General features: G+C 43.1%; 23 protein-coding genes and 2 tRNA genes. 14 read left to right on the top strand and 11 right to left on the bottom strand.

Annotated elements, in window-relative coordinates; all coding sequences use genetic code 11:
- Positions 1 to 58: 58 nt before the first annotated feature.
- The 4 genes from ACMHKH_RS02445 to rsmH all read right to left on the bottom strand — a co-directional run bounded on the left by ACMHKH_RS02445 (position 59) and on the right by rsmH (position 5,922).
- Positions 59 to 1,771 carry a UDP-N-acetylmuramoyl-L-alanyl-D-glutamate--2,6-diaminopimelate ligase gene (locus tag ACMHKH_RS02445; RefSeq protein WP_413519092.1) on the bottom strand — a complete coding sequence of 571 codons (1,713 nt, stop codon included), beginning with the start codon at positions 1,769 to 1,771 and terminating at the stop codon, positions 59 to 61.
- A gap of 64 nt (positions 1,772 to 1,835) precedes the next feature.
- The gene (locus ACMHKH_RS02440; protein ID WP_413519091.1) at positions 1,836 to 3,938 is read right to left on the bottom strand and encodes a peptidoglycan D,D-transpeptidase FtsI family protein; all 2,103 of its coding nucleotides are present in this window, start codon (positions 3,936 to 3,938) and stop codon (positions 1,836 to 1,838) included.
- The gene (locus ACMHKH_RS02435) at positions 3,935 to 4,447 is read right to left on the bottom strand and encodes a cell division protein FtsL (protein ID WP_413519090.1); all 513 of its coding nucleotides are present in this window, start codon (positions 4,445 to 4,447) and stop codon (positions 3,935 to 3,937) included. The genes ACMHKH_RS02440 and ACMHKH_RS02435 overlap by 4 nt, the downstream gene beginning before the upstream one ends.
- Before the next feature lie 305 nt (positions 4,448 to 4,752).
- Positions 4,753 to 5,922, bottom strand: coding sequence for a 16S rRNA (cytosine(1402)-N(4))-methyltransferase RsmH (gene rsmH / locus ACMHKH_RS02430; protein WP_413519089.1), 1,170 nt, complete (start codon positions 5,920 to 5,922; stop codon positions 4,753 to 4,755).
- 260 nt (positions 5,923 to 6,182) lie between these two features.
- On the opposite strand from rsmH, the gene gltX reads away from it, so the two are divergent.
- From gltX to ACMHKH_RS02410, 4 genes are all read left to right on the top strand, one after another.
- Positions 6,183 to 7,721, top strand: a complete 1,539-nt coding sequence (gltX, locus tag ACMHKH_RS02425; RefSeq protein WP_413519172.1) for a glutamate--tRNA ligase — start codon at positions 6,183 to 6,185, stop codon at positions 7,719 to 7,721.
- Between the two features lie 149 nt (positions 7,722 to 7,870).
- The gene (locus ACMHKH_RS02420; protein ID WP_413519088.1) at positions 7,871 to 8,236 is read left to right on the top strand and encodes a hypothetical protein; all 366 of its coding nucleotides are present in this window, start codon (positions 7,871 to 7,873) and stop codon (positions 8,234 to 8,236) included.
- A gap of 122 nt (positions 8,237 to 8,358) precedes the next feature.
- A tRNA-Ala gene (locus ACMHKH_RS02415) sits at positions 8,359 to 8,434 on the top strand.
- Between the two features lie 157 nt (positions 8,435 to 8,591).
- Positions 8,592 to 8,667, top strand: a tRNA-Glu gene (locus ACMHKH_RS02410).
- Positions 8,668 to 8,871: 204 nt separating this feature from the next.
- Here ACMHKH_RS02410 and ACMHKH_RS02405 read toward each other — a convergent pair.
- Positions 8,872 to 9,171: a hypothetical protein gene (locus ACMHKH_RS02405; protein ID WP_413519087.1), complete on the bottom strand. Its 300-nt coding sequence runs from the start codon at positions 9,169 to 9,171 to the stop codon at positions 8,872 to 8,874.
- Positions 9,172 to 9,489: 318 nt separating this feature from the next.
- Here ACMHKH_RS02405 and ACMHKH_RS02400 point away from each other — a divergent pair, with 318 nt between their 5' ends.
- Both ACMHKH_RS02400 and ACMHKH_RS02395 read left to right on the top strand, forming a co-directional pair.
- Positions 9,490 to 10,143 (top strand): LysE family translocator, encoded by a 654-nt coding sequence (locus ACMHKH_RS02400; RefSeq protein WP_413519086.1) that lies wholly within the window; start codon positions 9,490 to 9,492, stop codon positions 10,141 to 10,143.
- 32 nt (positions 10,144 to 10,175) lie between these two features.
- A complete protein-coding gene (locus ACMHKH_RS02395; protein ID WP_413519085.1) occupies positions 10,176 to 10,634 on the top strand; it encodes a hypothetical protein in 459 nt (152 codons plus the stop codon).
- Positions 10,635 to 10,730: 96 nt separating this feature from the next.
- On the opposite strand, the gene acnA is transcribed toward ACMHKH_RS02395, so the two are convergent.
- Together acnA and ACMHKH_RS02385 are read right to left on the bottom strand one after the other, a co-directional pair.
- Positions 10,731 to 13,538: an aconitate hydratase AcnA gene (gene acnA, locus ACMHKH_RS02390; RefSeq protein ID WP_413519084.1), complete on the bottom strand. Its 2,808-nt coding sequence runs from the start codon at positions 13,536 to 13,538 to the stop codon at positions 10,731 to 10,733.
- A gap of 325 nt (positions 13,539 to 13,863) precedes the next feature.
- Positions 13,864 to 14,868: a DUF3025 domain-containing protein gene (locus tag ACMHKH_RS02385; protein WP_413519083.1), complete on the bottom strand. Its 1,005-nt coding sequence runs from the start codon at positions 14,866 to 14,868 to the stop codon at positions 13,864 to 13,866.
- 114 nt (positions 14,869 to 14,982) lie between these two features.
- Here ACMHKH_RS02385 and ACMHKH_RS02380 point away from each other — a divergent pair, with 114 nt between their 5' ends.
- Together ACMHKH_RS02380 and ACMHKH_RS02375 are read left to right on the top strand one after the other, a co-directional pair.
- Entirely contained in the window at positions 14,983 to 15,708 is a 726-nt protein-coding gene (locus tag ACMHKH_RS02380; RefSeq protein ID WP_413519082.1) for a metal-dependent hydrolase, read from the top strand.
- A gap of 50 nt (positions 15,709 to 15,758) precedes the next feature.
- Positions 15,759 to 16,325: a YchJ family protein gene (locus tag ACMHKH_RS02375; RefSeq protein ID WP_413519081.1), complete on the top strand. Its 567-nt coding sequence runs from the start codon at positions 15,759 to 15,761 to the stop codon at positions 16,323 to 16,325.
- 23 nt (positions 16,326 to 16,348) lie between these two features.
- On the opposite strand, the gene ACMHKH_RS02370 is transcribed toward ACMHKH_RS02375, so the two are convergent.
- The 4 genes from ACMHKH_RS02370 to ACMHKH_RS02355 form a co-directional block, all read right to left on the bottom strand.
- Positions 16,349 to 17,257 carry a class II glutamine amidotransferase gene (locus ACMHKH_RS02370; RefSeq protein ID WP_413519080.1) on the bottom strand — a complete coding sequence of 303 codons (909 nt, stop codon included), beginning with the start codon at positions 17,255 to 17,257 and terminating at the stop codon, positions 16,349 to 16,351.
- Positions 17,258 to 17,569, bottom strand: coding sequence for a hypothetical protein (locus ACMHKH_RS02365; RefSeq protein WP_413519079.1), 312 nt, complete (start codon positions 17,567 to 17,569; stop codon positions 17,258 to 17,260). It lies immediately after the preceding gene.
- Between the two features lie 47 nt (positions 17,570 to 17,616).
- On the bottom strand, positions 17,617 to 18,840 hold the full coding sequence (locus ACMHKH_RS02360; RefSeq protein WP_413519078.1) for a homoserine kinase: 1,224 nt from the start codon (positions 18,838 to 18,840) through the stop codon (positions 17,617 to 17,619).
- Positions 18,841 to 18,956: 116 nt separating this feature from the next.
- Positions 18,957 to 19,394, bottom strand: coding sequence for an HAD domain-containing protein (locus tag ACMHKH_RS02355; protein WP_413519077.1), 438 nt, complete (start codon positions 19,392 to 19,394; stop codon positions 18,957 to 18,959).
- Positions 19,395 to 19,539: 145 nt separating this feature from the next.
- Between ACMHKH_RS02355 and hisF the strand changes: the two genes are divergently transcribed.
- From hisF to glmU, 6 genes are all read left to right on the top strand, one after another.
- Positions 19,540 to 20,322: an imidazole glycerol phosphate synthase subunit HisF gene (hisF, locus tag ACMHKH_RS02350; RefSeq protein ID WP_413519076.1), complete on the top strand. Its 783-nt coding sequence runs from the start codon at positions 19,540 to 19,542 to the stop codon at positions 20,320 to 20,322.
- Between the two features lie 205 nt (positions 20,323 to 20,527).
- Complete coding sequence (gene ribE / locus ACMHKH_RS02345) at positions 20,528 to 21,049, top strand: 6,7-dimethyl-8-ribityllumazine synthase (protein WP_413519075.1); 522 nt, start codon at positions 20,528 to 20,530, stop codon at positions 21,047 to 21,049.
- A 246-nt stretch (positions 21,050 to 21,295) separates the two neighbouring features.
- Complete coding sequence (gene nusB, locus ACMHKH_RS02340) at positions 21,296 to 22,417, top strand: transcription antitermination factor NusB (protein ID WP_413519074.1); 1,122 nt, start codon at positions 21,296 to 21,298, stop codon at positions 22,415 to 22,417.
- Positions 22,418 to 22,419: 2 nt separating this feature from the next.
- Positions 22,420 to 23,448: a thiamine-phosphate kinase gene (gene thiL, locus ACMHKH_RS02335; RefSeq protein ID WP_413519073.1), complete on the top strand. Its 1,029-nt coding sequence runs from the start codon at positions 22,420 to 22,422 to the stop codon at positions 23,446 to 23,448.
- 3 nt (positions 23,449 to 23,451) lie between these two features.
- Entirely contained in the window at positions 23,452 to 24,042 is a 591-nt protein-coding gene (locus ACMHKH_RS02330) for a phosphatidylglycerophosphatase A (RefSeq protein ID WP_413519072.1), read from the top strand.
- Between the two features lie 157 nt (positions 24,043 to 24,199).
- The gene (gene glmU, locus ACMHKH_RS02325) at positions 24,200 to 25,576 is read left to right on the top strand and encodes a bifunctional UDP-N-acetylglucosamine diphosphorylase/glucosamine-1-phosphate N-acetyltransferase GlmU (protein ID WP_413519071.1); all 1,377 of its coding nucleotides are present in this window, start codon (positions 24,200 to 24,202) and stop codon (positions 25,574 to 25,576) included.
- Positions 25,577 to 25,605: the final 29 nt, after the last annotated feature.

Below are 25,605 nucleotides of genomic sequence, written 5' to 3'. Positions count from 1 at the left end.
TTTATCGTTAAATATGAATATGTGAAAATATAAAGAATCGGTTTAATACTGTTATGTTTTACACGCGTCCAGCTTGAGCCAAAGCGTTATGCAAAATAACACTGTCATCAAAATCATAACGGACGTTATTAATCTCTTGATAAGTTTCGTGACCCTTACCCGCGATAACGACGATGTCCTCTATCGCTGCTTGGCTAACGGCATATTCAATGGCTTTTTGGCGTGCAGGCTCAATATGGGTGCGCTGATATTGCTCAGCACTCATTCCTGCCTGCATATCTTGCAAAATCATATTTGGGTCTTCGGTACGTGGATTGTCCGCCGTCAAAACAACTTTATCCGCGCCTATCAGTCCCGCTTGCGCCATCAATGGACGCTTGCCAGCATCACGGTCACCACCACAGCCGAACACCGCCCATAACTGACCTTTACAATGAGTCTTGAGACTAGCAAGTACTTGGCTTAATGCATCTGGCGTATGAGCATAATCAACAATAAAGCAGCCGTCTTTAGATGGTACACGCTGCATACGCCCAACCGCGCCTTGTAGTTGCGGCATAACGGTTGCAATGCGCTCCAAACTAATCCCTAAGGCTACCGCTGCGGCAATCGCGGCAAGTAAATTCGCCACGTTAAAGCGACCCAGTAAAGGGCTAACAACATTTAAACTATTAATTTTTTCATCGCCAAAATCAGTACGTAGACTAATCTCAACACCTTGTAAGCTTGGTTTAATATCAGCTGCGACAAAGGTGGCTGTTTTTGATGAATCTAAGCTATATGTCCAAACTGTCAAATTACTGGCCTGCGCTGTATCCAGCATTATCTGCGCATAATCGTCATCAATATTGATAATAGCGTGGGTCAAATCTGGAAAATGTGCTTTATCAAAGAGCTTGGCTTTGGCTGCCGCGTACTCTGTCATATCGGCATGATAATCCAAATGATCACGGCTCAAATTGGTAAAAATTGCCACCGATACCGGCATACCTTGCAGACGCTGCTGATCCAAACCGTGTGAGCTGGCTTCCAATGCTAGTAGTTCAGTATTCTCAACACCCATCTGATACAAGAACTGTTGCACAGCTAATGCGTCACCCGTGGTATGGCTGGCTTGTACCAAAGCACCTAGCCTGCCATTACCCGCCGTACCCATAATCCCGCTGCTCATGCCGGTGAGCTGGGTAAGTTGCGCAACCAATTGACTGATAGTCGTTTTGCCATTGGTGCCCGTCACTGCCACGACAGCTGGCAATGTCACAGGCTGTTGATACTGCAAACGCGCTTGAATCAAATCGCCCAAAAAATCACGAATATTAGGTACATATAAAACTGGGCAAGGTAGCGCTGTGAGTTGCTGCTGTGCTATGGATTTTGCATTATCAGTAGTCAATTTAAGATTAGCATGAGGCGGGACATTAGCGGTAGCAAGCAAAGCTAAAGGGTCGATTTCTGATAGGATAAAAGCCGCATTGTTAGCGGCTTGAAAAAGGTAGGCACGACTTTTTTGGCAGTTGGGTATATGACTTTTTAATAAGATAAACACATCTTTTGATACGAGCTGACGGCTGTCTAAAAAAAACTGATTGAATGGAGTGTCAGTAATTGAACCTATTAAATTTGAAGCGGACTGAGCAGATGAGCCTTGCTCAGCGGATGCAATCATCGCCGCCAATGCCTGCTGTAGTTTATGGCTGTTACTATCTTTAGCATCAAACAATTGCTGCAAGGTGACAGCCGTAAGGCTTGGCAATGAAGGTGACAAGGTCATGAGTACATCCTAAAAGGTTAAAACACATAAAATAATTGAAAGCTTAACATTATAAAATGAACAACTACTGAGCGACCGTTTTTAACGGCTTATCTAACGGCACATTATACAAACGCAGTGCCTCTTTCATCACATTATGAAAGACAGGTGCGACGGTCAAACCAGCATAAATCTGACCACGTGGGTCTTCGATTAACATGACACCGACCAGACGTGGATTGGACGCTGGTGCCATACCAGCAAAGACGTTACGATACTGATCCGTATAATAACCGCCTTTGGGATTGATACGGCGCGAGGTTCCTGTTTTACCGGCAACACGGTAGCCATCGATAGCAGCTCCTTTAGCAGTACCACCGTCCTCAGTGACACTTTCCATCATCTGTACGATGGCCATTGCTTGGTCTTGCGCCATAATACGTTTACTTGGCGGCGCTTTGCCATCTTTAGTCAAGGTGAGCGGATGCATCACGCCACCTGCCGCCAGCGCTGAGTAAGCTTGCGCGATCTGTGCCAGCGTTACTTGGATACCATAGCCATAACTGACCGTTGCCCGTCGCGAGGTTTCTATTTCTTTCGGTGTGACTACAAGCCCACTACCTTCACCCGGAAATTGCAGCGGTGTTTTTGAGCCAAATCCAAACTGCTTTTGCATACTGGTAATGCCATCAGCCGGTAGCGACAAAGCAATCTTAGTCGAGGCGACGTTACTCGATTTCTGTAGTAGCGTTGCTAATGTAATCCGCCCCAAATTATTATGGTCACGAATGGTGTAACCACGAACACGGATGGAGCCAGGGTTGGTATCAATCAAAGAAGTGGCCGTATACTTTCCTGAATCTAAAGCCGCAGCAACGGTAAAGGGTTTCATTACCGAACCAGGCTCAAAGACATCAAGCAGCGCACGGTTACGCTGATTTTCACCGGTCATCTCATTCAGGTTATTGGAGTTAAATGATGGCCATGTCGATAGCGCCAGTACCTCACCAGTTTGCACATCAACTACCATACCGGTTGACCAACGTGCTTTTTGCAAGCGCCCTGCTTTTTCCAGCTCTTTATAAAGCAAATATTGCAGGCGTGAGTCAATCGTTAAAGCCACATCTTTGCCTGGTACTTCTGGTTTAACCTGCTTAATCTCTTTTAAGCTATTTTGTTTGGCATCTTTGAGTACTAAAACCTTGCCATCCTCGCCTGCCAGCTCAGTTTCATATTGGCGTTCGATACCTGCACGCCCCTCGTAACCACCTTCAGGGTCATTGGCATTTTGTCCCATAAAGCCCAGTAGCTGCGAATTAGGCTGCGGCTGTGGGTAAAAACGCTGGAAGAAGTTTTTCTCATGTACACCAGGGAAATCAAGCGAGCTGACACTTTGGGCAATCTCTGGCGTCACTTTGTTCAAAAGTGGCAGATAGTGCGAGCCTGCACCCGATGGCAGTGCTGCTTTAACAGCTTCCTCATCCGTTACATCTAAATTAGGGTCAATAGCTGTCACTTTTTTGAGCTCATCTACCGAGATATTGGCAGCAGCGGCAAGTGTGATCAAATCCATATTATCCAAGCGCTTTTGCATACGGGCGATAAGCTGTGGACTTTCAGGATTGGTCAAGATGATGCGTTTTAGCTCGTAATATTCACGGGCATAATCGTGCGGACTAAAAGAGACTGTCGCTAGTGGCGCACTGACGGCTAACGGCAAGTTATTGCGATCAGTAATCATACCGCGATAAGATTTTTGCGTACGTACGCTGGTGATAAGCTCATTGCCTTTGTCTTGATAAAATTGAGCATTAGCAATTTGCAAATAATAAGCACGACCAATTAACGCCACTAAAATCAGCAACGCTACTGCCCAAATTTGACGAAAACGATATTTATCTTGTTCAACACCGCCGCGAGAGGAAGCGCCAGACGCTTTGCCCAAAAATGATCTTTTGCTTTTTAGGTTTTTGACACTGGTATAGGCGCCCTGCTCTTCATCTTTGTTTAGGCGACCAAATAACTTAGCTTTGCGATTGCCAGCTGACTTATCATCTGGCTTTTGGCTCGTTTGTCCTGACTTTGCGGCACTGGCACGGCGTAGGGGCTTAGTCACCTTACCACTAGTTACTTTAACACTGGCGGTTTTTTTACTGGCAGGTTTGGCGTTGGTTTTTTTATCGCTCATTGCCCTGCCTCCACTAAGTCAGAATCGGTAGTAGTAGCCTTGACGGGTGTATCACTCGCAACATCAGTTTCGAAAACATCGGAATCATTCGTAGCTGCGGTTTTTGAAGTACTGGCATCAGGATCAATCAGCGCAACGGCTGTTGCGGCACCCGGCTGAATAATCAGTTTGTCTTTGAGGGTCGGTGAAAACATACCCAGCTCGGCAACCGCACGACTGGCAATCTGCGGCGTTGCGCTAAAGGTTTGCTGCTCGATCAACAAACGCTGATGCTCAACTTGTAACTTGCGCTCTTGTTTTTTCATGTCTTGCAAGGTCTTATAATCCTGATGATATTGCTGAACCCCTTCAGCCGTTTTGATGCCACTCCATACAATAGCAGCCGCTAACAGCACTAATATAGCCACATAAACATTTGCTATTTTAAATTTACGCACAAATAGCTCGCCAACATCGGCATTGGGTTGGGTTGCGGGGCGGCGGCTTGCAGGTTTGTCAGATATTGCCATGACCATCTCAAAAAAGTGAACTACAATATATAAAAAATAACTGCTAACGAGCGCTGCTATCCGTTAGATAGATTCAGCCACTGCATCCGCACTATCAACAAAATTAAAACCAGGACAATAGAAAACATATCAAAAAAAAGTCGGGCAAAGCAACGACGTTAAAAACCGAGTCAAAACCTAAAAACCTAACAAGTCGAAACAAAATCAACTGTTGAGCCTAGCAGACAATGTTTACAGCTTTTTAACAGCCGCGTAATCTTTAAAACATTCAGTCATATTTTAACCACATAATTTGATAAGCGTTTTTATGCTTCAATATCTACGCCATAATCAGTATCGGTACGAGTCGCTAGTCTTAACCATGCACTTCGCGAGCGTGGATTTTGACTTATTTCTGCTTTACTTGGACCTATACGTTGAGGCTTACTAAAGTAACGTGGGCGGTTGGGTGGCATCGGCAAATTCTCATCTTCTGGATATTGCCCTTTACTATGACGCTGTAAAAACTGCTTGATACGGCGATCCTCTAAGGAGTGAAAACTAATCACTGCCAGCTGTCCACCTGTTTTTAAAACCGGAATGCTTTGTGCTAAAAATTCATCAACGTCACCAAGCTCATTATTGATAAAAATTCGCATCGCTTGGAAACTCTGCGTTGCTGGATGTTTGCCTTTTTGCCATTTTGGATGCGCGACTTTAATTACTTCCGCCAATGCCAAAGTAGAGTCGTAACTGTCCATCTGCTTAATAGCACGCGCAATACGGCGGCTATGGCGCTCCTCACCAAAATCATAAAGCACATTGGCTAAGGTTTCATCATCGACCGTTTCTAACCACTCGGCAACCGACTGTCCGCGACTGGTATCCATGCGCATATCGACCGCGCCGTCACGCATAAAGCTAAAACCACGGCTGCCATCGTCAATTTGCGGCGATGAAATACCTAAATCTGCCATCAAACCATCAACTTGAGTGATACCCATTGCCGCCAAACTAGTAGTCAATGTCGCAAAACTGTCATGCACTACTTTTACACGGCTATCAGTAGTTGCCAACGCTTGCGCCACACTAATGGCGGTTGGATCTTTATCAAAGACAATTAAAGTCGCATCATCGGCTAGTTGACTAAGTAGCAAGCGGCTATGACCGCCACGTCCAAAGGTTGCATCGACGTAAATGCCACTCATTTTTAAGCTGTTTTGGCTTTCACTGCTTTGTTCAGCATCGCCTTTTTGCTTCGGCAATGATTTGACACCCAATACGGCAGCAACCGTTTCTTCTAACAGCACTGCATCATGGACAAAGCTTAATTCATCAGAAGTAGCTTGTTCCGTTAGATTTTCTTGAGCAAGCTGATTAGCAGAATCGTTTTCGACAGCAGACGAATCAATCGCTGACTCAGAATTATTAATAGCTGAAGAAGGATTTTCTTTAGAATTTGGCGTATTTTTTGGCTTACTATGCGATATGGACACAAACAACTCAGTAAATGACGGTCATTTTGACCGGTAATAGTAAAAAATCAGATGAAAATAAACAAGTTATGGCTTACGTGACATTATTATCGCAAGGATACACGGGTAGTCAAGCGCTAGAAGGGCATTTCGTTAAAAATATTCCCGCGCTCTGTTATACTAGCGCTATATTTTACGCTATTTTTCTACTTTGACCGCTATTGTTTCAGTCGTATTTTAATGGTCATTTACCCTGACAATCACATTCCGAGATTTCTATGATGCAAACCTCCAGTCATAACCAAAATGCTGCCACCAGCAGTCGTCCTGTCCGTACCCGTATCGCGCCCTCACCGACCGGTTTTCCGCACGTTGGCACTGCTTATATCGCGCTATTTAACTTAGCTTTTGCAAAAGCTCATGGTGGCGAATTTATTTTACGTATTGAAGATACCGATCAAACGCGCTCAACCGAGCAATCTGAAAAAATGATTTTAGATGCACTACGTTGGGTAGGTCTTGATTGGGCAGAAGGTCCAGATATCGGTGGACCGCACGCGCCTTACCGCCAGAGCGAGCGTAGTGATATTTATAAGAAACACGCCGAGCAGCTCATAGATAGCAATCATGCCTTTCGTTGTTTTTGTAGCAGCGAAGAATTGGATACGATGCGCGCTGAGCAAATGGCCAATGGCGAAACGCCACGTTATGACGGTCGCTGTTCCCATTTAGATGCTGAGAAAACTGAGCAATTGGTCGCTGAGGGAAAACCACATGTTATTCGTATGCGCGTGCCAACCGAAGGCGTTTGTCAGGTACAAGATATGCTACGTGGAACGGTTGAGATTCCTTGGACGCAAGTGGATATGCAAGTGCTACTAAAAACCGACGGTATGCCAACTTATCATTTGGCCAACGTCGTTGATGACCATTTGATGGATATTAGCCACGTATTGCGCGGTGAAGAGTGGCTGAATTCTGCGCCGAAACATCAGCTGCTTTATGAGTATTTTGGTTGGGAGATGCCAGTACTATGCCATATGCCATTACTGCGTAACCCAGATAAATCAAAACTCTCTAAACGTAAGAACCCAACCTCCATTACCTATTATCGTGATGCTGGCGTACTACCTGAAGCATTGCTAAACTATCTCGGTCGCATGGGTTACTCAATGCCTGACGAAGCTGAGAAATTTACCTTGGATGAGATGATTGCTAGTTTTGATATTCAGCGTGTGTCACTTGGCGGTCCTATTTTCGATATCGAAAAGCTTAATTGGCTGAACGCCGAATGGCTACGTGCTCTAACGCCTGAAGAGCTCAAAAATAAAATCCTCGACTGGGCAAGTAACAGTGATAAATTAACCGCTATCGCCGCAGCGATTCAGCCTCGTATTGAATTATTGTCTGATGCGGTTAATTGGAGTGGGTTTTATTTCCAAAATCTGCCGAGTATTACTGCCGAGAGCTTTACCCATAAATCACTGACGGCTGAGCAAATCATAGAGATGCTACAACTGGCGCTTTGGCAACTTGAAACACTACCAACGTGGTCAGAAGAAAACATCTACGCCACGTTAAAAGGTCTTGCTGCACATCTTGACATTAAAATGCGCGATTTCATGGCGCCTTTCTTTGTCGCTATTGCTGGTAGTACTTCTTCAACGCCAGTCATGAACTCTATGGCAATTATCGGTGCCGATATGACGCTGATACGTTTGCGTCATGCCATTGATGTACTAGGTGGTTTGGGTAAAAAGAAGCTTAAAAAGCTTGAGAAACAAGCAGCTGAGTTGCCTGATTTTTTGGCTGCTGAATAGTTTTTTAGTTGTTTGTTAATAACACTATTGATTCATAATATTATTAGTGAATAAAAAAGAGGGGTCAGGCTATTACTGACCCCTCTCTACGTTAATCTCAGCACTGGCATACGAATATTATTTATTTAAACTCTCAATTGGAAATAAAAATGAGCGCCAAGACCGTCACGATAGAAAGCAAAGATTATGTTTTTAACACGCTAAAAGAAGCGCAAAGATACTATGATGCCATCGTAAAAGAGCTATACAATGACAAGCTAAATTTAACTACCGGTCAAGATTTCGAAGACCTAAAGTGGATATACACCACCTACTGTAGTTATACCAATTATAATTTAGATACATTAAGCAATTCTGATATCGTTGGTTTTAAAGGTATCAGTACAGTACAACAAAAAGGTGGGCAATATATCCCCACAGAATGTGCTGCCGTTATTTTTTTAGATGGTACAGAAGAAGAATTTTTTACCGATAAAGCCATTAAAGAGATAGCCAGTCAGCAAAACCCACGCTGATTTGGGCTTGTTAAGTAGCTAAAACAACTTTAATCACACTTTTTTGCATATTTATCCATTATTTTAAAAATAGTGGTTGACAAGACTGCTGCACTTACATAAAATACGCACACTCTTAGCGAGGGGCTATAGCTCAGTTGGTAGAGCACTTGCATGGCATGCAAGGGGTCAACGGTTCGACTCCGTTTAGCTCCACCATACTATTTATTGCAACGCTCAGTACTACTGAAACGTAACCATAAATACTCGCTAGTAGGACGATATCAGCACCTAGGCACAGCTTGCTCTATTAGTTAGATAAGCTCTCTGATATTGTGAAGTACCGTTGTAACTATTTAGTTATAACACTCTCTGCGTCCCCATCGTCTAGAGGCCTAGGACACCGCCCTTTCACGGCGGTAACGGGGGTTCGAATCCCCCTGGGGACGCCACTATTCGGCGTCACTTATTAGCACTTTTGCTTAGCATCTTTAAGCATTGGGTTAGACTAATAAGCGAACAATAAAAAAGCCCAGTCATCATACGGTGACTGGGCTTTTTTACGTCTGTCGTTTCTTCAAATTATTATTCATCATTATTTTGATGTGAGATGAACCCTCTTTATTAAAAGCTCAGAGCAACAGTGAACTTTTATGCTAACGCTCATAACAAGAGACAAACTCTCTAATCGCCCAGCCCCATTGCCTGTATTCTCCTTGATAGTACCCTTCTAAATACACCCACGGACGGTCTTTACTATCGTAAGTGGTTTCTGTGATATCGACTTCACGGTCATTGCGTAGTTTATTGACAATCTTACCATTGGGTTTATCGCGAATATTTAACGGAGTACCAGTAGGATCAGTAACTTTACAAACTTGCTCGGCATGCGCTACGCCCATTCCCGCAGTGATAGTAAAAATAGATAAGGCAAATATACCAACTAACTGTTTCATCTCAACTTCCTCTTGTCGATAAATGTTCTATACGTTCTTGCTATAGTAGCAAAAACCCTATGACCTCCACTCTATTTTTTACAAGGTATTTTAGTTCGACCAACTTCTTATAAAGAGTAAAGGGAAAGACCGCCTGATGCTTTCTAATATCATTATTGGTGAGAGGAGTGACGCGATTATTCATTTCTTCTACTTTCATCCTAATGCTTTTATAAAAATTTAGTGATGTGCTTATCGATTTATAATAATTTTTATTGCAAGGTATAAGTAATCTATAATACGCGAGGTTGTTAACGCTATCACAAGGAGGTTCTAGCTATGTTCGGTATTGAAAATTATATAGGATTTATTTTTGCGGGTATTTTATTAAACGTAACCCCTGGCACAGATAGCATGTACATCATTACTCGTAGCATGTCACAAGGACAAAAAGCAGGATTTTATTCGGTGTTGGGTATTACCTCAGGAATCCTAGTACATACCTTGTTAGCTTCGCTCGGATTATCGGTCTTACTGGCAAAATCACCAATGGCATTTACGCTCGTCAAATACATTGGCGCCAGCTACTTATGCTATTTGGGCTTCAAAATGCTAATAACTAAAAAAGCACCTTTAATAGCAAATGGCTTGGCGGACAATGCACCGCTTGTGACCAACAACTCTTTAGAAGGTTGGCAGATATACAAGCAGGGCGTATTAATCAATACTTTTAATCCAAAAGTTGCTTTATTTTTCTTGGCATTCTTTCCTCAATTTATTGACTCCAGTTATACCAATAGCATGTTGTCCTTTTTGCTATTAGGCTTAACCTTTGCCACAACTGGTTTTATATGGTTTGCGTGTTTGGCATTATTGGCGTCAAAATTCAGTGAAAACCTGCGTAAGAATCCCACGATTGAAGTGATTCTAAATAGAATAAGTGGGGTGATATTTATTGGCATGGGGATCAAGTTGTTGACTGAGAAAGGTTAATAAGATTGTAATAAATAGTAGAGGAAATAATAATGAACGATGACACTAAGAAAAAAATCACTTTGTTACTTGAAGAGTTACTTAACGCCACACCCTCAGAATCAAGACAAATGGAGATAAATCTTGAATTAAATGGATTGTCTCCCGACCCATTTTGGAGTGATTATATCTTCTGGAGTGAGGAATACATAAATGAAGACTTAAGTATCAATTACGAGGGTTTTTTTGACAAAATTGCTGAGTATCCAAATTCTAATGAGTATAAAACAAAGCGTCGTATTTTAGAGCTGGCACAGAAACTTGTTATTAGAGATTTTTCTGAAATTGGTGAAGTTGATATTGTAAATGAAATCAATGAACTGTCTCCTGATATCAGCTGGACGAGTTATCTTTTTGTCGATAAGACTTGCTTGAACAATGACGGTGGCATCGATAAAGAAAAATTCTTAAATAAAATATTTAAGGAGAGCTGGAATGAGAACTTCAGATGATTTAATGCAATACATTCTCGAATATTTGTATTCTCACCCAATAAAAAGCCCAGTCTTCGCGATTGGGCTTTTTGTCATACTAAGTTTAACCAATTATTATGCAGCGTTTTTATTTTCAGTGGCTAATTGACGTAATACATAGTGCAATACGCCGCCATGACGCACGTATTCACGCTCTTTTGGCGTCTGTAGCATGACGTTGACATCAAAGCTCTCAGACGAGCCATCAGCACGTGTCGCAGTGACCTTTGCGGTCTTGCTTTCACCGTTATCTAAACCCGTAATACTAAGTACTTCGGAGCCATCTAGTTTGTATGTTGCTGCATTCTCGCCATCTTTAAAGGTCAGTGGCAACACGCCCATACCGACTAGGTTGGAGCGGTGAATACGTTCAAACGAGCTGGTCAATACCGCTTTTACACCAAGTAAAATCGTACCCTTCGCTGCCCAGTCACGGCTAGAGCCAGAGCCATATTCCGCTCCGCCAAGGACTACGAGCGGACGCTTATCTTCTTTATACTTCATTGCTGCATCATAGATAGCCATTTCTTCGCCGTCTTGTAATGTGGCTTTATCACCGTTGAAGTAATAAGTGTAGCCGCCCTCTTTGCCAGCCATCATAGTATTTTTGATACGGATGTTGGCAAAAGTACCACGCGTCATTACCGCGTCATTACCACGGCGTGAGCCATAGCTATTAAAGTCGGCTTGCATCACACCGCGCTCTTGTAAATATTTACCTGCTGGTGAGTCTGGATCGATGTTACCCGCTGGTGAGATATGATCAGTGGTAATTGAATCACCAAATAAACCTAAAATACGCGCGCCTTCGATATCAGGGATACCTTCTGGCTCCATGGTCATGCCATCAAAGAACGGTGGATTTTTGATATAAGTAGATGCTTCGCTCCATGGATACAGCTGGCTATCGGCTGAGCTAATAGCGTTCCATGCGGCACTACCGTCAAACACTTCACCATAGTTTTTGCGGAACATATCCGCATCGATATTGTTGGCAATCAGCTCGTTAATCTCGCTCGACGTTGGCCAGATATCTTTAAGATAAACATCATTGCCTTCTTGGTCTTGCCCTAGGGGATGCGTGGTCAAATCAATATCAACTGTCCCTGCCAGCGCGTAAGCGACAACCAAAGGTGGCGACGCTAAATAGCTAGCCTTCACATGCGAGTGAATACGACCTTCAAAGTTACGATTCCCTGACAATACCGCAGCGGCAACCAAATCGCCTTCTTCGATAGCGCCTTCAATTGCCCCTAATAGCGGACCTGAGTTACCGATACAGGTGGTACAGCCATAACCGACTAGATAGAAACCGATTTTCTCTAGCTCATCCATCAACTTGGATTTTTCAAGATAATCAGTCACTACCTTTGAACCTGGAGCAAGAGAGGTCTTGACCCATGGTTTAGCGGTTAGACCTTTTGCCGCTGCTTTTTTGGCAACCAAACCTGCACCAATCATAACTGCTGGGTTTGAGGTATTGGTACAAGAAGTGATGGCAGCAATAACGACAGAGCCATCACGCAATCGATACTCTTCATCTTCAATTTTGACCGTACAGTAAGAACTTCCTTCCGCACAAAAAGGCTTAGGCTTTGCTGCCAAAGCTTTTGCTTGGTCTTGTTTGCCACCTTCTTCATCGAAGCGAACCTTAGCTTCGATTTCCTTTTTACGGTCTTTGGTCATCACCTTTAAAGTTTCGCCAAATTTTTCGTGCATATCAGATAAATTGATACGCTGCTGCGGTAAGTTAGGACCGGCAAGTGCTGGCTGAACAGACGATAAATCTAGCTCTAATTTACTTGAATAAGTCGCTGCTGGTGTATCCGCATCATGCCATAAGCCTTGTGCCTTAGCGTATTTTTCGACCAGCTCAATTTGGTTTTCTTCACGACCTGATAAACGCAGATAATCAATTGCCATTCGGTCAATCGGGAAAATACCGCAGGTTGCACCATATTCTGGTGCCATATTAGCAATTGTCGCACGGTCAGCTAGCGGCATGCTGTGCAAGCCTTCGCCATAGAATTCGACGAATTTACCAACCACACCATGGGCACGTAGCATCTCAACAACGCGTAATACTAAGTCGGTAGCAGTGACGCCTTCGGTAAGTTTACCTTTTAGCTCAAAACCAACCACTTGTGGAATAAGCATTGATGATGGTTGACCGAGCATCGCCGCTTCCGCTTCAATACCGCCTACACCCCAACCAAGCACCCCAATACCATTAATCATGGTCGTGTGACTGTCAGTACCAAATACTGTATCAGGATAAGCAGTCAACTCGCCATCAACTTCAGCAGCCATCACGACACGCGCCAAATATTCTAGGTTGACTTGATGCACGATACCGGTAGCTGGTGGTACCACAACGAAGTTTTTAAAGGCATTCTTGCCCCAATGCAGAAACTCATAACGCTCATTATTACGCTTAAACTCAATTTTCTCGTTCAAATCAATCGCGTCTTCGCGCCCGTAGGCGTCAACCTGTACAGAATGATCAACCACCAATTCACTTGGGATAAACGGGTTAATTTGCTCAGCTCTACCGCCTAGCTCAACCACCGCATCACGCATTGCTGCCAAGTCGACTACTGACGGTACACCAGTGAAATCTTGCAGGACAACACGAGCTGGCATAAAAGCAATCTCTTTTGATGCTTCCGCACCTGCATCCCAATTGGCAACGGCTTCGATATGGTTTTTGCCGACCGACTGACCATCATCTTCATTACGTAAGAGGTTTTCTAAGACGATTTTCATACAAAATGGTAGTTTGCTAATATGCTCAAAAGTTTCGGTCAACTTTGGCAGGCTGTAATAAGTATGTTCCTTACCCGCGACCGCAATGGTGTCTTTTACGTTAAAAATATCACTCATGGTAGCTTCCTCATCTTTGTTATGAATAATGATAAAATCCGTTTTTATAACAGGTGGCTAAATGGCAGCATTTTTTGATTGTTTTGAATTCAATATTTTCTTAAAAATTATTGATTAGAGATTTGACCCGAAACTTAAATAGAAATATTGAATAGAGTTAGTGAAAGTAACCTAGCTTGATATATCAGTCGTATAACATAGTTATGATTAACAATCACTTTCTATAACCATAACAAATAAGCATAGACTTGTTAACGCTAGTTGTTTAATGAATGGTGGCAGAATCGTAACCGTCACAGTACTTTAGGCTTTTAATAACAAATAACTATTCCAATCTTTTACGGCGACCATGACGAAAAACCTGCCTATCTTCATAAAAGCTGGCATCAGCATTCTCTGCCCAAAAATGTGGCACACCCAAAATAGGTAATGGGGAAAGTTTGCGCGCTGTCACGTCCGGTTGCGATAATAAGGCATCCATATAATCAGCCACTTTCTGATCTAAATAACAGATACGCTCAGCTAGCGTTAAGGCAAAAAAGTCTTGGGTCACATAGATAACGATACTATGGGCGCATAATGCTTTGCGCGGTTGTAATAACTTTTCTAGCAGAGCATGACCGAAAATATAGACCGTAGCCTGAGATTCGCTATTCAGTTGCACTGGTTTATCCCACTGCTCACGCGGCGTCACTAAGCTTTCCTGCCAATCAAAATCAATCAATGCTTCACCGATACCTGTATCAGCGGTCACTAATATCGCACCATTTTCGTCAAATACTGTGATGGTATCGCGAACGCGACCTCGACTGGCACCAATACCTTGCTCTGCAATTTCGAGCATATGATAGTAATTGAGCAGCGCTTTAGTCTTTGGAAAAGTTAGCCAAATACTACCGTTAAATAAATCATGTAAATTATCACGCGTCGGAATATTGCCCGTCGCGCCGATAAAGCTCTCATACACCTCGCCTTCTGGCAACGCATCTTGCGATACAAAGCGCAAGGTTTGGGCTTGATTATTCAACGCCGGTTTGGTTTGTGGCAGATTCTGTTGTAATACGTCAGCCTGTTGCTGCAACGCTGTATTTAAGACCTTGGCGATAATATCAGGCGTATTTTCGATTTTATTGGTTTGAGTATGCTCAGTATTTACGCCACTTAGCTGGGTAATGGCTGTACTGATATCGCTTAACTGGTTTAAGTGACCTAACCACGGCGCTTGCCATTTAATAGCAGCAAAGCTGTCATCAAGCTTACTATCACAGGCAAATGGCTTATCAAAACGAGGCGTAGAATGCGTATTTACGGGTAAATCAGTGGCGGTCATATTGACTATCTCTATTAGACGTGTGGCGTCTCTATGGTATCATGGAGCGCTTTTTTACGGCTAGGCAAGCCGCTCGAAATGATGTTTTCGGGCGCTATTTATTGATGAGTTTTTATGGCAAATTTTAACACCCACTTAAATGTCGCATTCATGGTCAGTGGTACGATGAGCCTAACGGTTTATAAAGCGGGATTGATTGATGATTCGGGGTTTTTGATGTGCGTGGCACTCGGTACCATCGGTGGATTACTGCCTGATTTAGATTCTGATAACTCAACGCCGATTAAACTTGGGTTTAATATCACCTCGTTTATTTTTGCTTTTGGCTTAGTGATGCATTGGCGCAGTGAGCTGAGTTTGTTGGCGCTAATAGCCTTATGGCTGGCAGGTTACGGCTTTATGCGTTATGTCGTATTCTCTATTTTTACCAACATGACCGTACATCGCGGCGTTATTCACTCCGTACCCTATATGGCAATATTGGGGCTGGGGCTCACTTATTTAAGCTATGATATTTTAAACTTACCGTTAACGGTTAGCTGGTTTTACGGCTTGTTTTTATTCGGCGGCGCGATGGTACATTTGGCATTGGACGAGTTATATAGTGTTAATTTATCAAATATGAAAATGAAACGCTCATCAGGTACGGCGATGAAGTTTTATCAACATAAAGATAAATGGTGGTATCTGCTGCTGTATTCCATCCTTGCGTTATTGATCTATTTTGCCCCACCTTTTGAGACGTTTTGGGCCCAGCTGCGAGACCCTACGCCGTGGGCACAATTAAAAGTGGGTATATTGCCCGAGATGATAGAAAAAATGCTGTACCAGCCAAAGTAAAATCTCTAAAAATTCAAAGAATACGCTTTAACCGATAAGTAGAGTACTTTATGCAACCTTCTATAAAAACTTGCCCTTACCAAGTCCATCCGCTATTTACCTCTGTTAGCAACGCATTAACCTATAGCAATTGCTGTCAGCCGTATCATGATAACTTTTATCAAGACGGTACGGATAACAGTGAGGGCGCTCGAGCTGAAAGTGCCGAACGCCTGATGCGCACGCGCTATAGCGCCTTTGTCTTGGTGAAGCCAGAATATATTGTCAAAACCACCTTGCCTGCGCAGCAAGACTTGTTCGATATTAATGCGATTGAGTCTTGGGCAAAAGAGACAGATTGGGCAGGATTAGAAATTGTCGCGCACACGCCAAAGCTTGGTAAAAGGCATGCACAAGTTGAGTTTAAGGCTTACTTTAATACGCTTGATGGCAAAGAACAAAAGAAAAAGGCGCATCATGAATTATCTGCTTTCGTCAAAATAGTAGATAAACCTACTAATACAAATGCACGCTGGTACTTTTTAGATCCAACTGTTTCTATGTCTATTACACAGAAACAGCCGTGTATTTGTGGGTCAGGTGAGAAGTTTAAGCGCTGTTGTGGGGTTTATATTTAATCAGTATTAACTACTCGCTAACCCTAAACACTCGCCCCAACCGCACGTGCAACCGCAATCCCTTCCTCAATTGTCAAAAACTTACGCTGGCTTGGGCTGTCTTTATAAATGACGTCACCATCTTGAAATATTAAGCATTCATTGACGGCTAATTGTTGCCATTTTTCATTTTCAGTGAGTGGCACAGTCACTAATATAGTCACTTTATCTTTATCAGTGGTTACATCACCAAAGTTAATCGCCAAATCATCATCTGCCAACTTTGCTTCGCCAAACGGCGCTTTTCGCGTGAGATAAAACAATAAGCTGCCGGCATACGCCAATTGCCAGCTGCCATTCGATATAAGGCAATTAAACAAACCGTTAGCCGATAAGTAACGGCATTGGGTAGTCAAAAAGTTAAACAACGTTTGGTCATCAGGGCGGGTTTTAAAGCTACTTTTTAGACGATTAACCAGATAACAAAACGCCATTTCAGAATCGGTTGAACCAACAGGCTGACAATGTGAGGCATTGCCATTATCTTGTAAACGCTGGCAGCGTTTAATAAATTCACTATTCATCTGCCCATTATGGGCGAATACCCACTGCTCGCCCCAGACTTCACGGACAAAAGGATGGGTGTTCGCCAAACAATTCTGCCCTTGCGTCGCTTTACGGATATGGGCGATAACATTCATCGCTTTAATCGGATAATTATTAACCAAATCAGCAACGGGCGATAAATGGCTTGGTTTATTATCGTGGAATAAACGTAGACCAGTTGAGACGTTTTCCGAATGGTCATTATTCGAGCAGTCGCTGCGCTCAAAAAACGCGATACCAAAACCATCTTCGTGACTGTCGGTCATGCCGCCGCGACGACGAAACCCTGCAAAGCTAAAACCAATATCGGTTGGGGTATTACAGTTCATACCTAAGAGTTGACACATTTATTGATTACCGCCGTTATTGTCGTCTAGTTCAGGATTTAAATCGCTGCTTGAGACAGTTTCTGTTGATTCATCAAATATCTCATAAGGCGTGTCTCCATCCGTATCGATACTATCCAAAATACGTTTGGCATGTGCCAAGTCGGTATCTTGTACCCATAGCACAATCCCTGAATTCATACCAGGCATCGCACTCAGCGGTTGCAGTGAAACCGTAATACCGTTATTACGCAGCAAATTAGCATGCAACTCGCCTTGGATATTGGTATCGTAGCGTGCCAGTTTGTGCCAGTTATCAACTTGATCGGTCATGATAAATTCCTTTTGAATATGTATAAATATGACGTATTACTATATTTCTAGTTGCAACCAAATCCTGATGACCAGTTAATTTGGTTCAACGGATAAGCATCAATATGAAATCCGTTTGGATAGTCTTTAAAGCCAGGTTGTGATTTTAATTGCTCAATAGCGGCTTGGGCTTCGGCTTCAGTGCTAAAGACACCGATTAGTTTAAAATCTTCGACATCGTTATCTTTATCGTCGTCTTTATAACGTGCATGTTCCAAAACGAATACCGTATTTTGCGCTTTTTCAACATGTGACCAATGATAAGCAGCTAAGCGCTTCATCAGGTCGGGGTTTTTGACCATGATGTTATCGCCAGTACGACCTTCAGTGCGGTTGTAATGAATGACGTTAAGACGTAGTAGCCAAAAGATAACCGCTGCTTTTGCTAGCATCACTGGTAAAGCGCGTTTTTCATCTTCCCCAAGTGGTCGTTTCGACTCATAACCTTGTAAAAAAGCCGTCATTTTACTGCGGTCAAAATTCACTGACTCGCCTTGTTCAGCATCGCCCCACGTGGTACAAAAGTCATTAATAGTTATGGCAATATCCATCACATAATGCTCGACGCTGACTTCGGTAAAGTCTAATAAACCCGTTAAGCGCTCTTCACCTTTTTGTAGATTCCACAGGGTATTATCAGCAAACATGTCTAAATGACATAAGCCTTTTGGCAAAGTCGCAAGGGGCAAGTTCGTATAAGATTGCCAGATATCGCTCATCAATTTCGCTTCATCACCCGGCATAAACTGTCTTTCACGGTCGCGCACATCGCTCCATGGATACAGCGGCACACCGTATTGCTCAGCGGGTTGCAGCTGCTGTAGCGTTTCATGCAATACTGCCAGCGATGCGCCAATTTCATAACACATGGCTTGCGTCGTCTGCTGTGGATGCGCGCCTGCCAAACAAGGCACCACGGTAATCGCTTTATCATCGTAGCGTATGACATAGCATTTCTCAGCGCTATCAACCAATGACAATGGTGCTGCTACCGGTAATTTACCGTCTAATTGATTTAAGATAACCGCCATTTTTTCGATATCTTCTGGTGGACGCTCTTCAAACAAGGTAAATACATAAGAGTGTGCGCCATCCACATCGTCAGCCGTCTGAATAAACCAGTTAGAGTTTTTAATACCTTGAGTAATCGGAATGGCACGCTTAAATGACACCCCAAAACGTTGGCAGAAGGTAGCAAATTGATCATCGGTTAACTGGGTATAGACGGACATAAGCTTCTCTTTAATAGGTTTATTCAAATTAGAGTGACATTTTAATGTTTCATTATACCGAAAATCTATTGAACGGCATCCAGCAAGTTGAGCTGTTAAAACTTTAAAGTATGTTTCTAATCATTATTTAGTAAAATATTCAGAGCTTGCTCACTACCTTTTGTTGTCAATCCCTGATGAAACTCAGTTTCAACCCATCGAGCTTTTATCTCAATAGGCAAGTCTCTGAGTGATTTATCATCATCAATAATCACATAGTTTTCGTTCGGATTAGCGCCTACCCATTCTAAAACTTCCATACATCGAATAGATAAATCAGTAAACTTACCTGCTGTATTAACTTTACTGATTCTACCTGTCATTATTCCTCGGTTATACAGAATTTGCTGCCACTCTATTTCATTATAATGAATACGATGGGTAGTGGTTAGGACGATATCCGCTGAAGTTTTAGATAAAACTGTCGCCAATTTCTCAACACAAGCCTCGTTAAATGCCATAAAACCATCCTCTAAATTGTCGACTTTTTGCCAAGTTGGCGTTGTAACCATCACTCCATCAAAATCTTCATTGGCAAGACTCTAAAATAAATACATTAAGATAGATTATCACGATATAGACTTTTTAATTTTGTTAGAATGCATGGATAAACTATTGCGTAAATTTTATTACGTTAATTTAATAAATAAGTGAGGCGGCATGTTAGCAAAGCGTATCATCCCTTGTTTGGACGTTGATAATGGTCGCGTGGTCAAAGGCGTGCAATTTGTCGATATTAAAGACGCAGGCGATCCTGTTGAAGTAGCAAAACGCTACAACGAACAAGGCGCCGATGAAATTACTTTTTTGGACATTACCGCCACCAATGACGAGCGTGATACCACTTATCATACCGTTGAACGTATGGCGGAAACGGTATTTGTGCCATTAACCGTTGGCGGCGGTGTGCGTAAAATTGCTGATATCCGTAACTTGCTCAATGCAGGTGCGGATAAAGTAGCGATTAATTCAGCGGCGGTATTTACGCCTGAATTTGTTGGTGAAGCGGCGCAGAAGTTTGGCAATCAATGTATCGTTGTGGCTATCGATGCCAAGCGCGTCGCTGATATTGAAGTTGATGGCATTATCATGCCACGTTGGGAAATATTTACCCATGGCGGTCGCAAGCCAACCGGTATTGATGCCGTCGCTTGGGCGAGCAAAATGAGCGATCTTGGCGCCGGTGAATTATTAGTCACCTCGATGGATGGCGATGGCACCAAAAAAGGCTATGACTTGGCACTCATGAAGCAGATTACTAGCCGTGTAAATGTACCGGTCATTGCCTCAGGTGGCGTCGGTAATTTACAGCATTTAGCCGAAGGTGTGTTAGAAGGTGGCGTCGATGCTGTCCTTGCTGCCAGCATTTTCCACTTTGGCGAGTACACTATTCAGGAAGCCAAAGCATATATGGCAGCGCAAGGCATACAAATGCGTTTGTAAGACGCTGGTAAAATACAAATATAGTAGCAAAAAATGTTATCATAGCGCTAACTGCTTATTATCATTTGGTTTTCGTTCATTTCACTACTTATTTATTCGGTAATTAGTCAGATAAATACGTGGTTTGAACCTAGCAATATATTTAGATTCCTAATATTTAGATTCTTATACTTCTATTAATAGCCCATTCGGCAAAGGATTTTTTATGTCAAATTTACAACAGCAGCGCAATGACGTGACCCATATCGATGGTAATTTACATCAAAACGAAGGTGCTCGTATCGGTATCGTCGTCGCTCGCTTTAACGGTTTTGTCGTTGAATCATTGGTTGATGGCGCAATTGACGCATTACTTCGTCATGGCATCTTGGGTAGCAACATCACCGTAATCCGTGTACCGGGTGCGTTCGAGTTGCCATTGGTTGCCCAGCGCGCTGCTGAATCTGATCGCTTTGACGCTATTGTTGCTTTAGGCGCGATTATCCGTGGTAGCACGCCGCATTTTGACTTTGTAGCCAGCGAATCAGCAAAAGGCTTAAGCAACGTTGCAACTGATTATAATATTCCAGTAGCAAACGGCGTATTGACTACCGACAGTATCGAGCAAGCGATTGAGCGTGCTGGTACTAAAGCCGGTAATAAAGGCTCAGAAGCAGCGATGGTGGTGTTAGAGATGCTTGCGGTACTATCACAGTTAGATATCGATGATGGCACTGATGAGGCTTAATTGTCTTATTTGCAATTACGAGTAGTTGTAATTATTAGCATAAAAATACTATATATGGTTTGAAACGGGGCTATGGTTATAACGATAGCCTCAATATTAGTATTTAGTATTAACATTTTAAATGAGTATCGAATTACCATCTCTAAGACTGACTGGCAAAACTTGCCAGCCGACCACTATTTAACATTTTATTTTTAACCTTATTATCTTAAAACTTATTACTTTAGAATTAGGTATAGACCCTTTATGACTGACCAACTCAAGCGCGCTATTAGCGCTGCACAAACCGCACAAATCAATGATAAACAAGCTGAAGCTACGCGTATTGCGAGCAGCAGTGCGGGCGATCAAACCTTTGATATGAGTGAGTCTTCTTATAAGACCAGTCACACCGCTATCCGTAAGGCGCGCCGCTTTGCAATGCAAGGTCTATATGAATGGCTGGTCACTGACCGCCGTTTTGATATCGATGGCAAGCTTGGCTGGAAGGCTAATGCGCCGCATGATATCGCTGCCCGTACGCGCGCGACCAATGCCATGCATACCGTACATATCGGCTATTACCATGAAATGATGCGCGATATTCCAGAGCAAATTGAGGCGCTAGATGCGCTTATTAGCCAGCACTTAGATCGTGAAATCAATAAACTTGATACCGTCGAGCATGCTATTTTATTAGTGGGTGCTTACGAGCTACAAAACCGTTTAGAGATTCCGTATAAAGTGGTGCTTGATGAAGCGATGAAGCTGAATAATCACTTTGGTGCCACTGACGCTCATAAACTGATTAATGCCGTCCTTGATAGAATGGCAGTTGAGCTCCGCACCCCTGAAGTAGACGCAGATAGCAAAGCGAATCTACGTACCTCGCAAAAAGCAGCAGCTAAGCCTACTATTAAAGCTGACAACAGTGCTGACAGCAGTTCAGACGTCGATGCGAATACCGTTGCAGAAAAATCCACAGCATCAAACAAGCCACGTATCAGTGCCAATAATACCAGTGTCAAACGTAATAGTGCCAGTAAAGCCTTGGCAAATATTACGGATTACAAAGTGAGTAAGCAAAACGAGGCAGCAAAAAATATCGTTGTTGCAGACAGCACACTTGATGAAAAACCTGTTGAAGAAAAGCCTGTCGAAAAAAGTACCGTTGTTAATGTTGAAGAAAGCACCGCTGTTAATAATCTCATTAACGAAATCAGCAACGTCGATACTAATACTGACAATGCAGAAATTACTAGCGCAGCAGATGTTGAACTACATGATTCGAATGTGGTCAGTACCGACTCAGAAGAAGCGACCTCAGAGGATAGCATTGTAGTAGACAGTACTGCGTCAGACGACGATGCTACAGAAAGCAAAGACTAGCTATGAATGAGTTTGAACTGATTGAGCGTATATTTTCCCAAATGCAAGCTGCACATTCATCGTCCAGCAATGTCGAAAAAGGTATTGGTGATGATGCAGCGGTAATGAGCTTGCCTGCAGGATCGCGCTTGGTCAGCTGTATCGATACGCTCGTTCAAGGTCGACACTTTAGCGCCGATTGGGAACTAGTTAATAAACTAGCATTTGCCATCGGTTATAAAGCCATTGCGGTGAATGTTTCAGACATTGCTGCTATGGGCGCCACCCCGCATAGTATTTTACTAGCATTAGCCTTACCGCAGCGCCTTGCGAATGAGCAGTGGCTGACTGAATTTGCAAAAGGTTTATTTCATGCCTGCCAGCTATTTGGTGTCACGCTTATTGGCGGCGATACGACTCGTAATGATAGCTTAGTCTTAAGTGTGAGCGCGCAAGGATTACTAGCCGCAAACACGCCTGCGATCTATCGCTCAGGCGCACAAGTTGGTGATAAAATCTATGTCTCAGGGTCACTTGGCGATGCCGCTTATGCGCTACAGCATCCTGATACTGCTGTCGGTATTGAGCTTACTCATCGGCTACATATGCCAACGCCGCGTATTCAACTAGGCGCTGCTCTAGCCAAAGTTGGTGCAACGTCGATGATAGATATCTCTGATGGTCTGTATCAAGACCTTGGTCATATCTGTGAGCAAAGCGCTGTTAGCATGCGTATTCATCTCGATCAGCTGCCGACCAGCAACTCTTTAACTAGCATCAATTTATCTGAGCGTTTGTTATATCAGCTGGCTGGTGGTGATGATTATGAATTGGCTTTTACCTTGCCTGCTCATATCGAGCCACCTATTGATAATAACAGCAATACGCCTGTGACTTGTATTGGTGACATCATAGCGGTGGCAAATAAAATAGATGCTGCTACGAATTTACGTCCTGAGCTTTATTATCAAAGTCAACCAGTCACACCCATTCATCCCGCACCGTTCACTACTTGGCCCAATTTGACGGGTTACCAACATTTTGCAGGTTAACCCATGATTGATCACGACCTAGTTAAGCCTGATATCCGAAAAGCCAATGATTGCCCTCCTCTGCCAGTCAATTCCAATATGCTTGACCGTGTAGTTTATTGGCTTGGTCTCGGTTTAGGCAGTGGTTTACCGCGCCGTGCACCCGGTACTTGGGGGTCGGTTGGTGGCTTAATCGTCGCGATACCGCTACTTAGCCTAGGTTTTGTACCATTCCTGATTATCACACTTTTATCTTGCGTCGTTGGCATTTGGATATGTGATCGCACCTCAAATTTGATGGGTGGTCATGATGATCCACATATTGTTTGGGATGAATGGGCAGGCATGTGGATTACATTATTGCCGTTGTCTTATATGGGCGTTGCTAATGGTAATTTTTGGTACAATATCTCGCAACCTTTTTCTATCGCTGCTCTGATTATCGCCTTTATACTCTTTCGCTTTTTTGACATTATCAAACCGTCACCGATTGGCTGGGCAGATAAAAAAGTCGCGGGTGGTTTAGGTATTATGCTAGATGATATTATCGCTGGTATTATGGCGGCGGTAGTTTGGGTCATTATTTATAATCTAGTCTTTTACTTTGCAGATTAGCTAGTTTTAACCAAACCGTTTTCATGATTTCGTGTTGCTATTAGTGATAGGTGAATTACAAAGATGTCACGACATAGCGTTTTGGTTAAATGACAATCTACGCTATAATTCCAAACTATATTTTGTTACATTTATAGAACTAGCTTTTGGAAACGATATGACTTCTCCTCTTTCGATAATTATCCTCGCGGCTGGCAAAGGCACGCGTATGCAGTCGGCTAAGCCAAAAGTGCTACAGATACTAGCTGGCAAATCGCTATTAGGTCATGTGCTTGATACTTGCCATCAATTAACGGTTGATGACACCATCATCGTGCATGGCTTTGGCGGCGAGCAAGTGCAGGCGCACATTGCTCAGCAATATGCGCATCTGCCTATTACTTGGGTTGCCCAGACTGAGCAATTAGGTACGGGTCATGCGGTAAAAGTGACGTTGACTGATTTGCCAAAAGAAGGGCAAAGCCTAATTCTCTATGGCGATGTACCATTAGTCAGCTGCCAGACATTAGCGGCGTTGAAATCTGCTAATACTGACGGTATGTCTATGTTGACGCTGACAGTGGATAATCCCTTTGGACTTGGTCGTATCAAACGTGATCAAGCAGGTAATATCGAAGCCATTGTCGAGCAAAAAGATGCCAGTGCAGATGAGCAACTGATTCAAGAAATTAATAGTGGTATTTACTGCGTTGACAATGCCCTACTGCATAAGTACTTACCAAAACTGTCTAACGATAACGCGCAAAAAGAATATTATCTGACTGATATTGTAAAAATGGCGGTCGCTGAAGGTATTAATATTATTGCGATTGAGCCTGAGCATACCTTTGAGATTGAAGGTGTCAATAACCGCCAACAACTTGCTAACTTAGAGCGCACATGGCAGGGCAAATTGGTCGCTGATTTACAAGAAGCCGGCGTCCAGTTCGCTGATCCAACTCGTGTTGATATCCGTGGCACGCTGAGCACCGGTCAAGACGTGTTTGTCGATGTTGGTGTTGTATTTGAAGGCGATTGCGTATTAGGTGATAACGTTTATATTGAAGCTGGCTGCATCATTAAAAACTCAAAAATTGGTAATGCTTGTTACCTAAAGCCTTATTGCGTTATTGATCGTGCGCAAATCGGCGATGGCGTTGATATTGGACCTTTTGCGCATCTGCGTCCTGATACTGTCTTAGCCAATAATAGTAAAGTCGGTAATTTTGTCGAGATTAAAAAATCAGTTATCGGTCATGGCAGCAAAGTGAATCATCTAAGCTATATCGGCGATGCTACCATTGGTACAAATGTCAATGTTGGCGCAGGTACCATTACTTGTAACTATGATGGTGTTAATAAATCGCAAACCATTATTGAAGACAATGCTTTTATCGGCTCGAATTCTAGTTTGGTCGCGCCAATAACAATTGGTGATACCGCAACCGTTGCAGCCGGTTCAGTGATTACTAAAGACGTTGATGCTCATGCCCTAGCCTTTGGCCGCGCTCGCCAAACACAGAAAGATGACTTTCAGCGCCCGACTAAAAAGTAATGAGTTTATTCATAGTTAAGTCGCTAATA

The sequence above is a fragment of the Psychrobacter glacincola genome (assembly GCF_965118485.1).
GTDB lineage: Bacteria > Pseudomonadota > Gammaproteobacteria > Pseudomonadales > Moraxellaceae > Psychrobacter > Psychrobacter glacincola_D.
Note: the sequence above shows the minus strand (reverse complement) of the source record. Positions and strands in the feature narration are given on the sequence as shown.

Excerpts from the sequence above, each read along its gene's own strand:
- ACMHKH_RS02445 (WP_413519092.1), bottom strand. The coding sequence starts at position 1,771 with ATGACCTTGTCACCTTCATTGCCAAGCCTTACGGCTGTCACCTTGCAG.
- ACMHKH_RS02440 (WP_413519091.1), bottom strand. The coding sequence starts at position 3,938 with ATGAGCGATAAAAAAACCAACGCCAAACCTGCCAGTAAAAAAACCGCC.
- ACMHKH_RS02435 (WP_413519090.1), bottom strand. The coding sequence starts at position 4,447 with ATGGCAATATCTGACAAACCTGCAAGCCGCCGCCCCGCAACCCAACCC.
- gltX (WP_413519172.1), top strand. The coding sequence starts at position 6,183 with ATGCAAACCTCCAGTCATAACCAAAATGCTGCCACCAGCAGTCGTCCT.
- ACMHKH_RS02420 (WP_413519088.1), top strand. The coding sequence starts at position 7,871 with ATGAGCGCCAAGACCGTCACGATAGAAAGCAAAGATTATGTTTTTAAC.
- ACMHKH_RS02405 (WP_413519087.1), bottom strand. The coding sequence starts at position 9,171 with ATGAAACAGTTAGTTGGTATATTTGCCTTATCTATTTTTACTATCACT.
- ACMHKH_RS02400 (WP_413519086.1), top strand. The coding sequence starts at position 9,490 with ATGTTCGGTATTGAAAATTATATAGGATTTATTTTTGCGGGTATTTTA.
- ACMHKH_RS02395 (WP_413519085.1), top strand. The coding sequence starts at position 10,176 with ATGAACGATGACACTAAGAAAAAAATCACTTTGTTACTTGAAGAGTTA.
- acnA (WP_413519084.1), bottom strand. The coding sequence starts at position 13,538 with ATGAGTGATATTTTTAACGTAAAAGACACCATTGCGGTCGCGGGTAAG.
- ACMHKH_RS02385 (WP_413519083.1), bottom strand. The coding sequence starts at position 14,868 with ATGACCGCCACTGATTTACCCGTAAATACGCATTCTACGCCTCGTTTT.
- ACMHKH_RS02380 (WP_413519082.1), top strand. The coding sequence starts at position 14,983 with ATGGCAAATTTTAACACCCACTTAAATGTCGCATTCATGGTCAGTGGT.
- ACMHKH_RS02375 (WP_413519081.1), top strand. The coding sequence starts at position 15,759 with ATGCAACCTTCTATAAAAACTTGCCCTTACCAAGTCCATCCGCTATTT.
- ACMHKH_RS02370 (WP_413519080.1), bottom strand. The coding sequence starts at position 17,257 with ATGTGTCAACTCTTAGGTATGAACTGTAATACCCCAACCGATATTGGT.
- ACMHKH_RS02365 (WP_413519079.1), bottom strand. The coding sequence starts at position 17,569 with ATGACCGATCAAGTTGATAACTGGCACAAACTGGCACGCTACGATACC.
- ACMHKH_RS02360 (WP_413519078.1), bottom strand. The coding sequence starts at position 18,840 with ATGTCCGTCTATACCCAGTTAACCGATGATCAATTTGCTACCTTCTGC.
- hisF (WP_413519076.1), top strand. The coding sequence starts at position 19,540 with ATGTTAGCAAAGCGTATCATCCCTTGTTTGGACGTTGATAATGGTCGC.
- ribE (WP_413519075.1), top strand. The coding sequence starts at position 20,528 with ATGTCAAATTTACAACAGCAGCGCAATGACGTGACCCATATCGATGGT.
- nusB (WP_413519074.1), top strand. The coding sequence starts at position 21,296 with ATGACTGACCAACTCAAGCGCGCTATTAGCGCTGCACAAACCGCACAA.
- thiL (WP_413519073.1), top strand. The coding sequence starts at position 22,420 with ATGAATGAGTTTGAACTGATTGAGCGTATATTTTCCCAAATGCAAGCT.
- ACMHKH_RS02330 (WP_413519072.1), top strand. The coding sequence starts at position 23,452 with ATGATTGATCACGACCTAGTTAAGCCTGATATCCGAAAAGCCAATGAT.
- glmU (WP_413519071.1), top strand. The coding sequence starts at position 24,200 with ATGACTTCTCCTCTTTCGATAATTATCCTCGCGGCTGGCAAAGGCACG.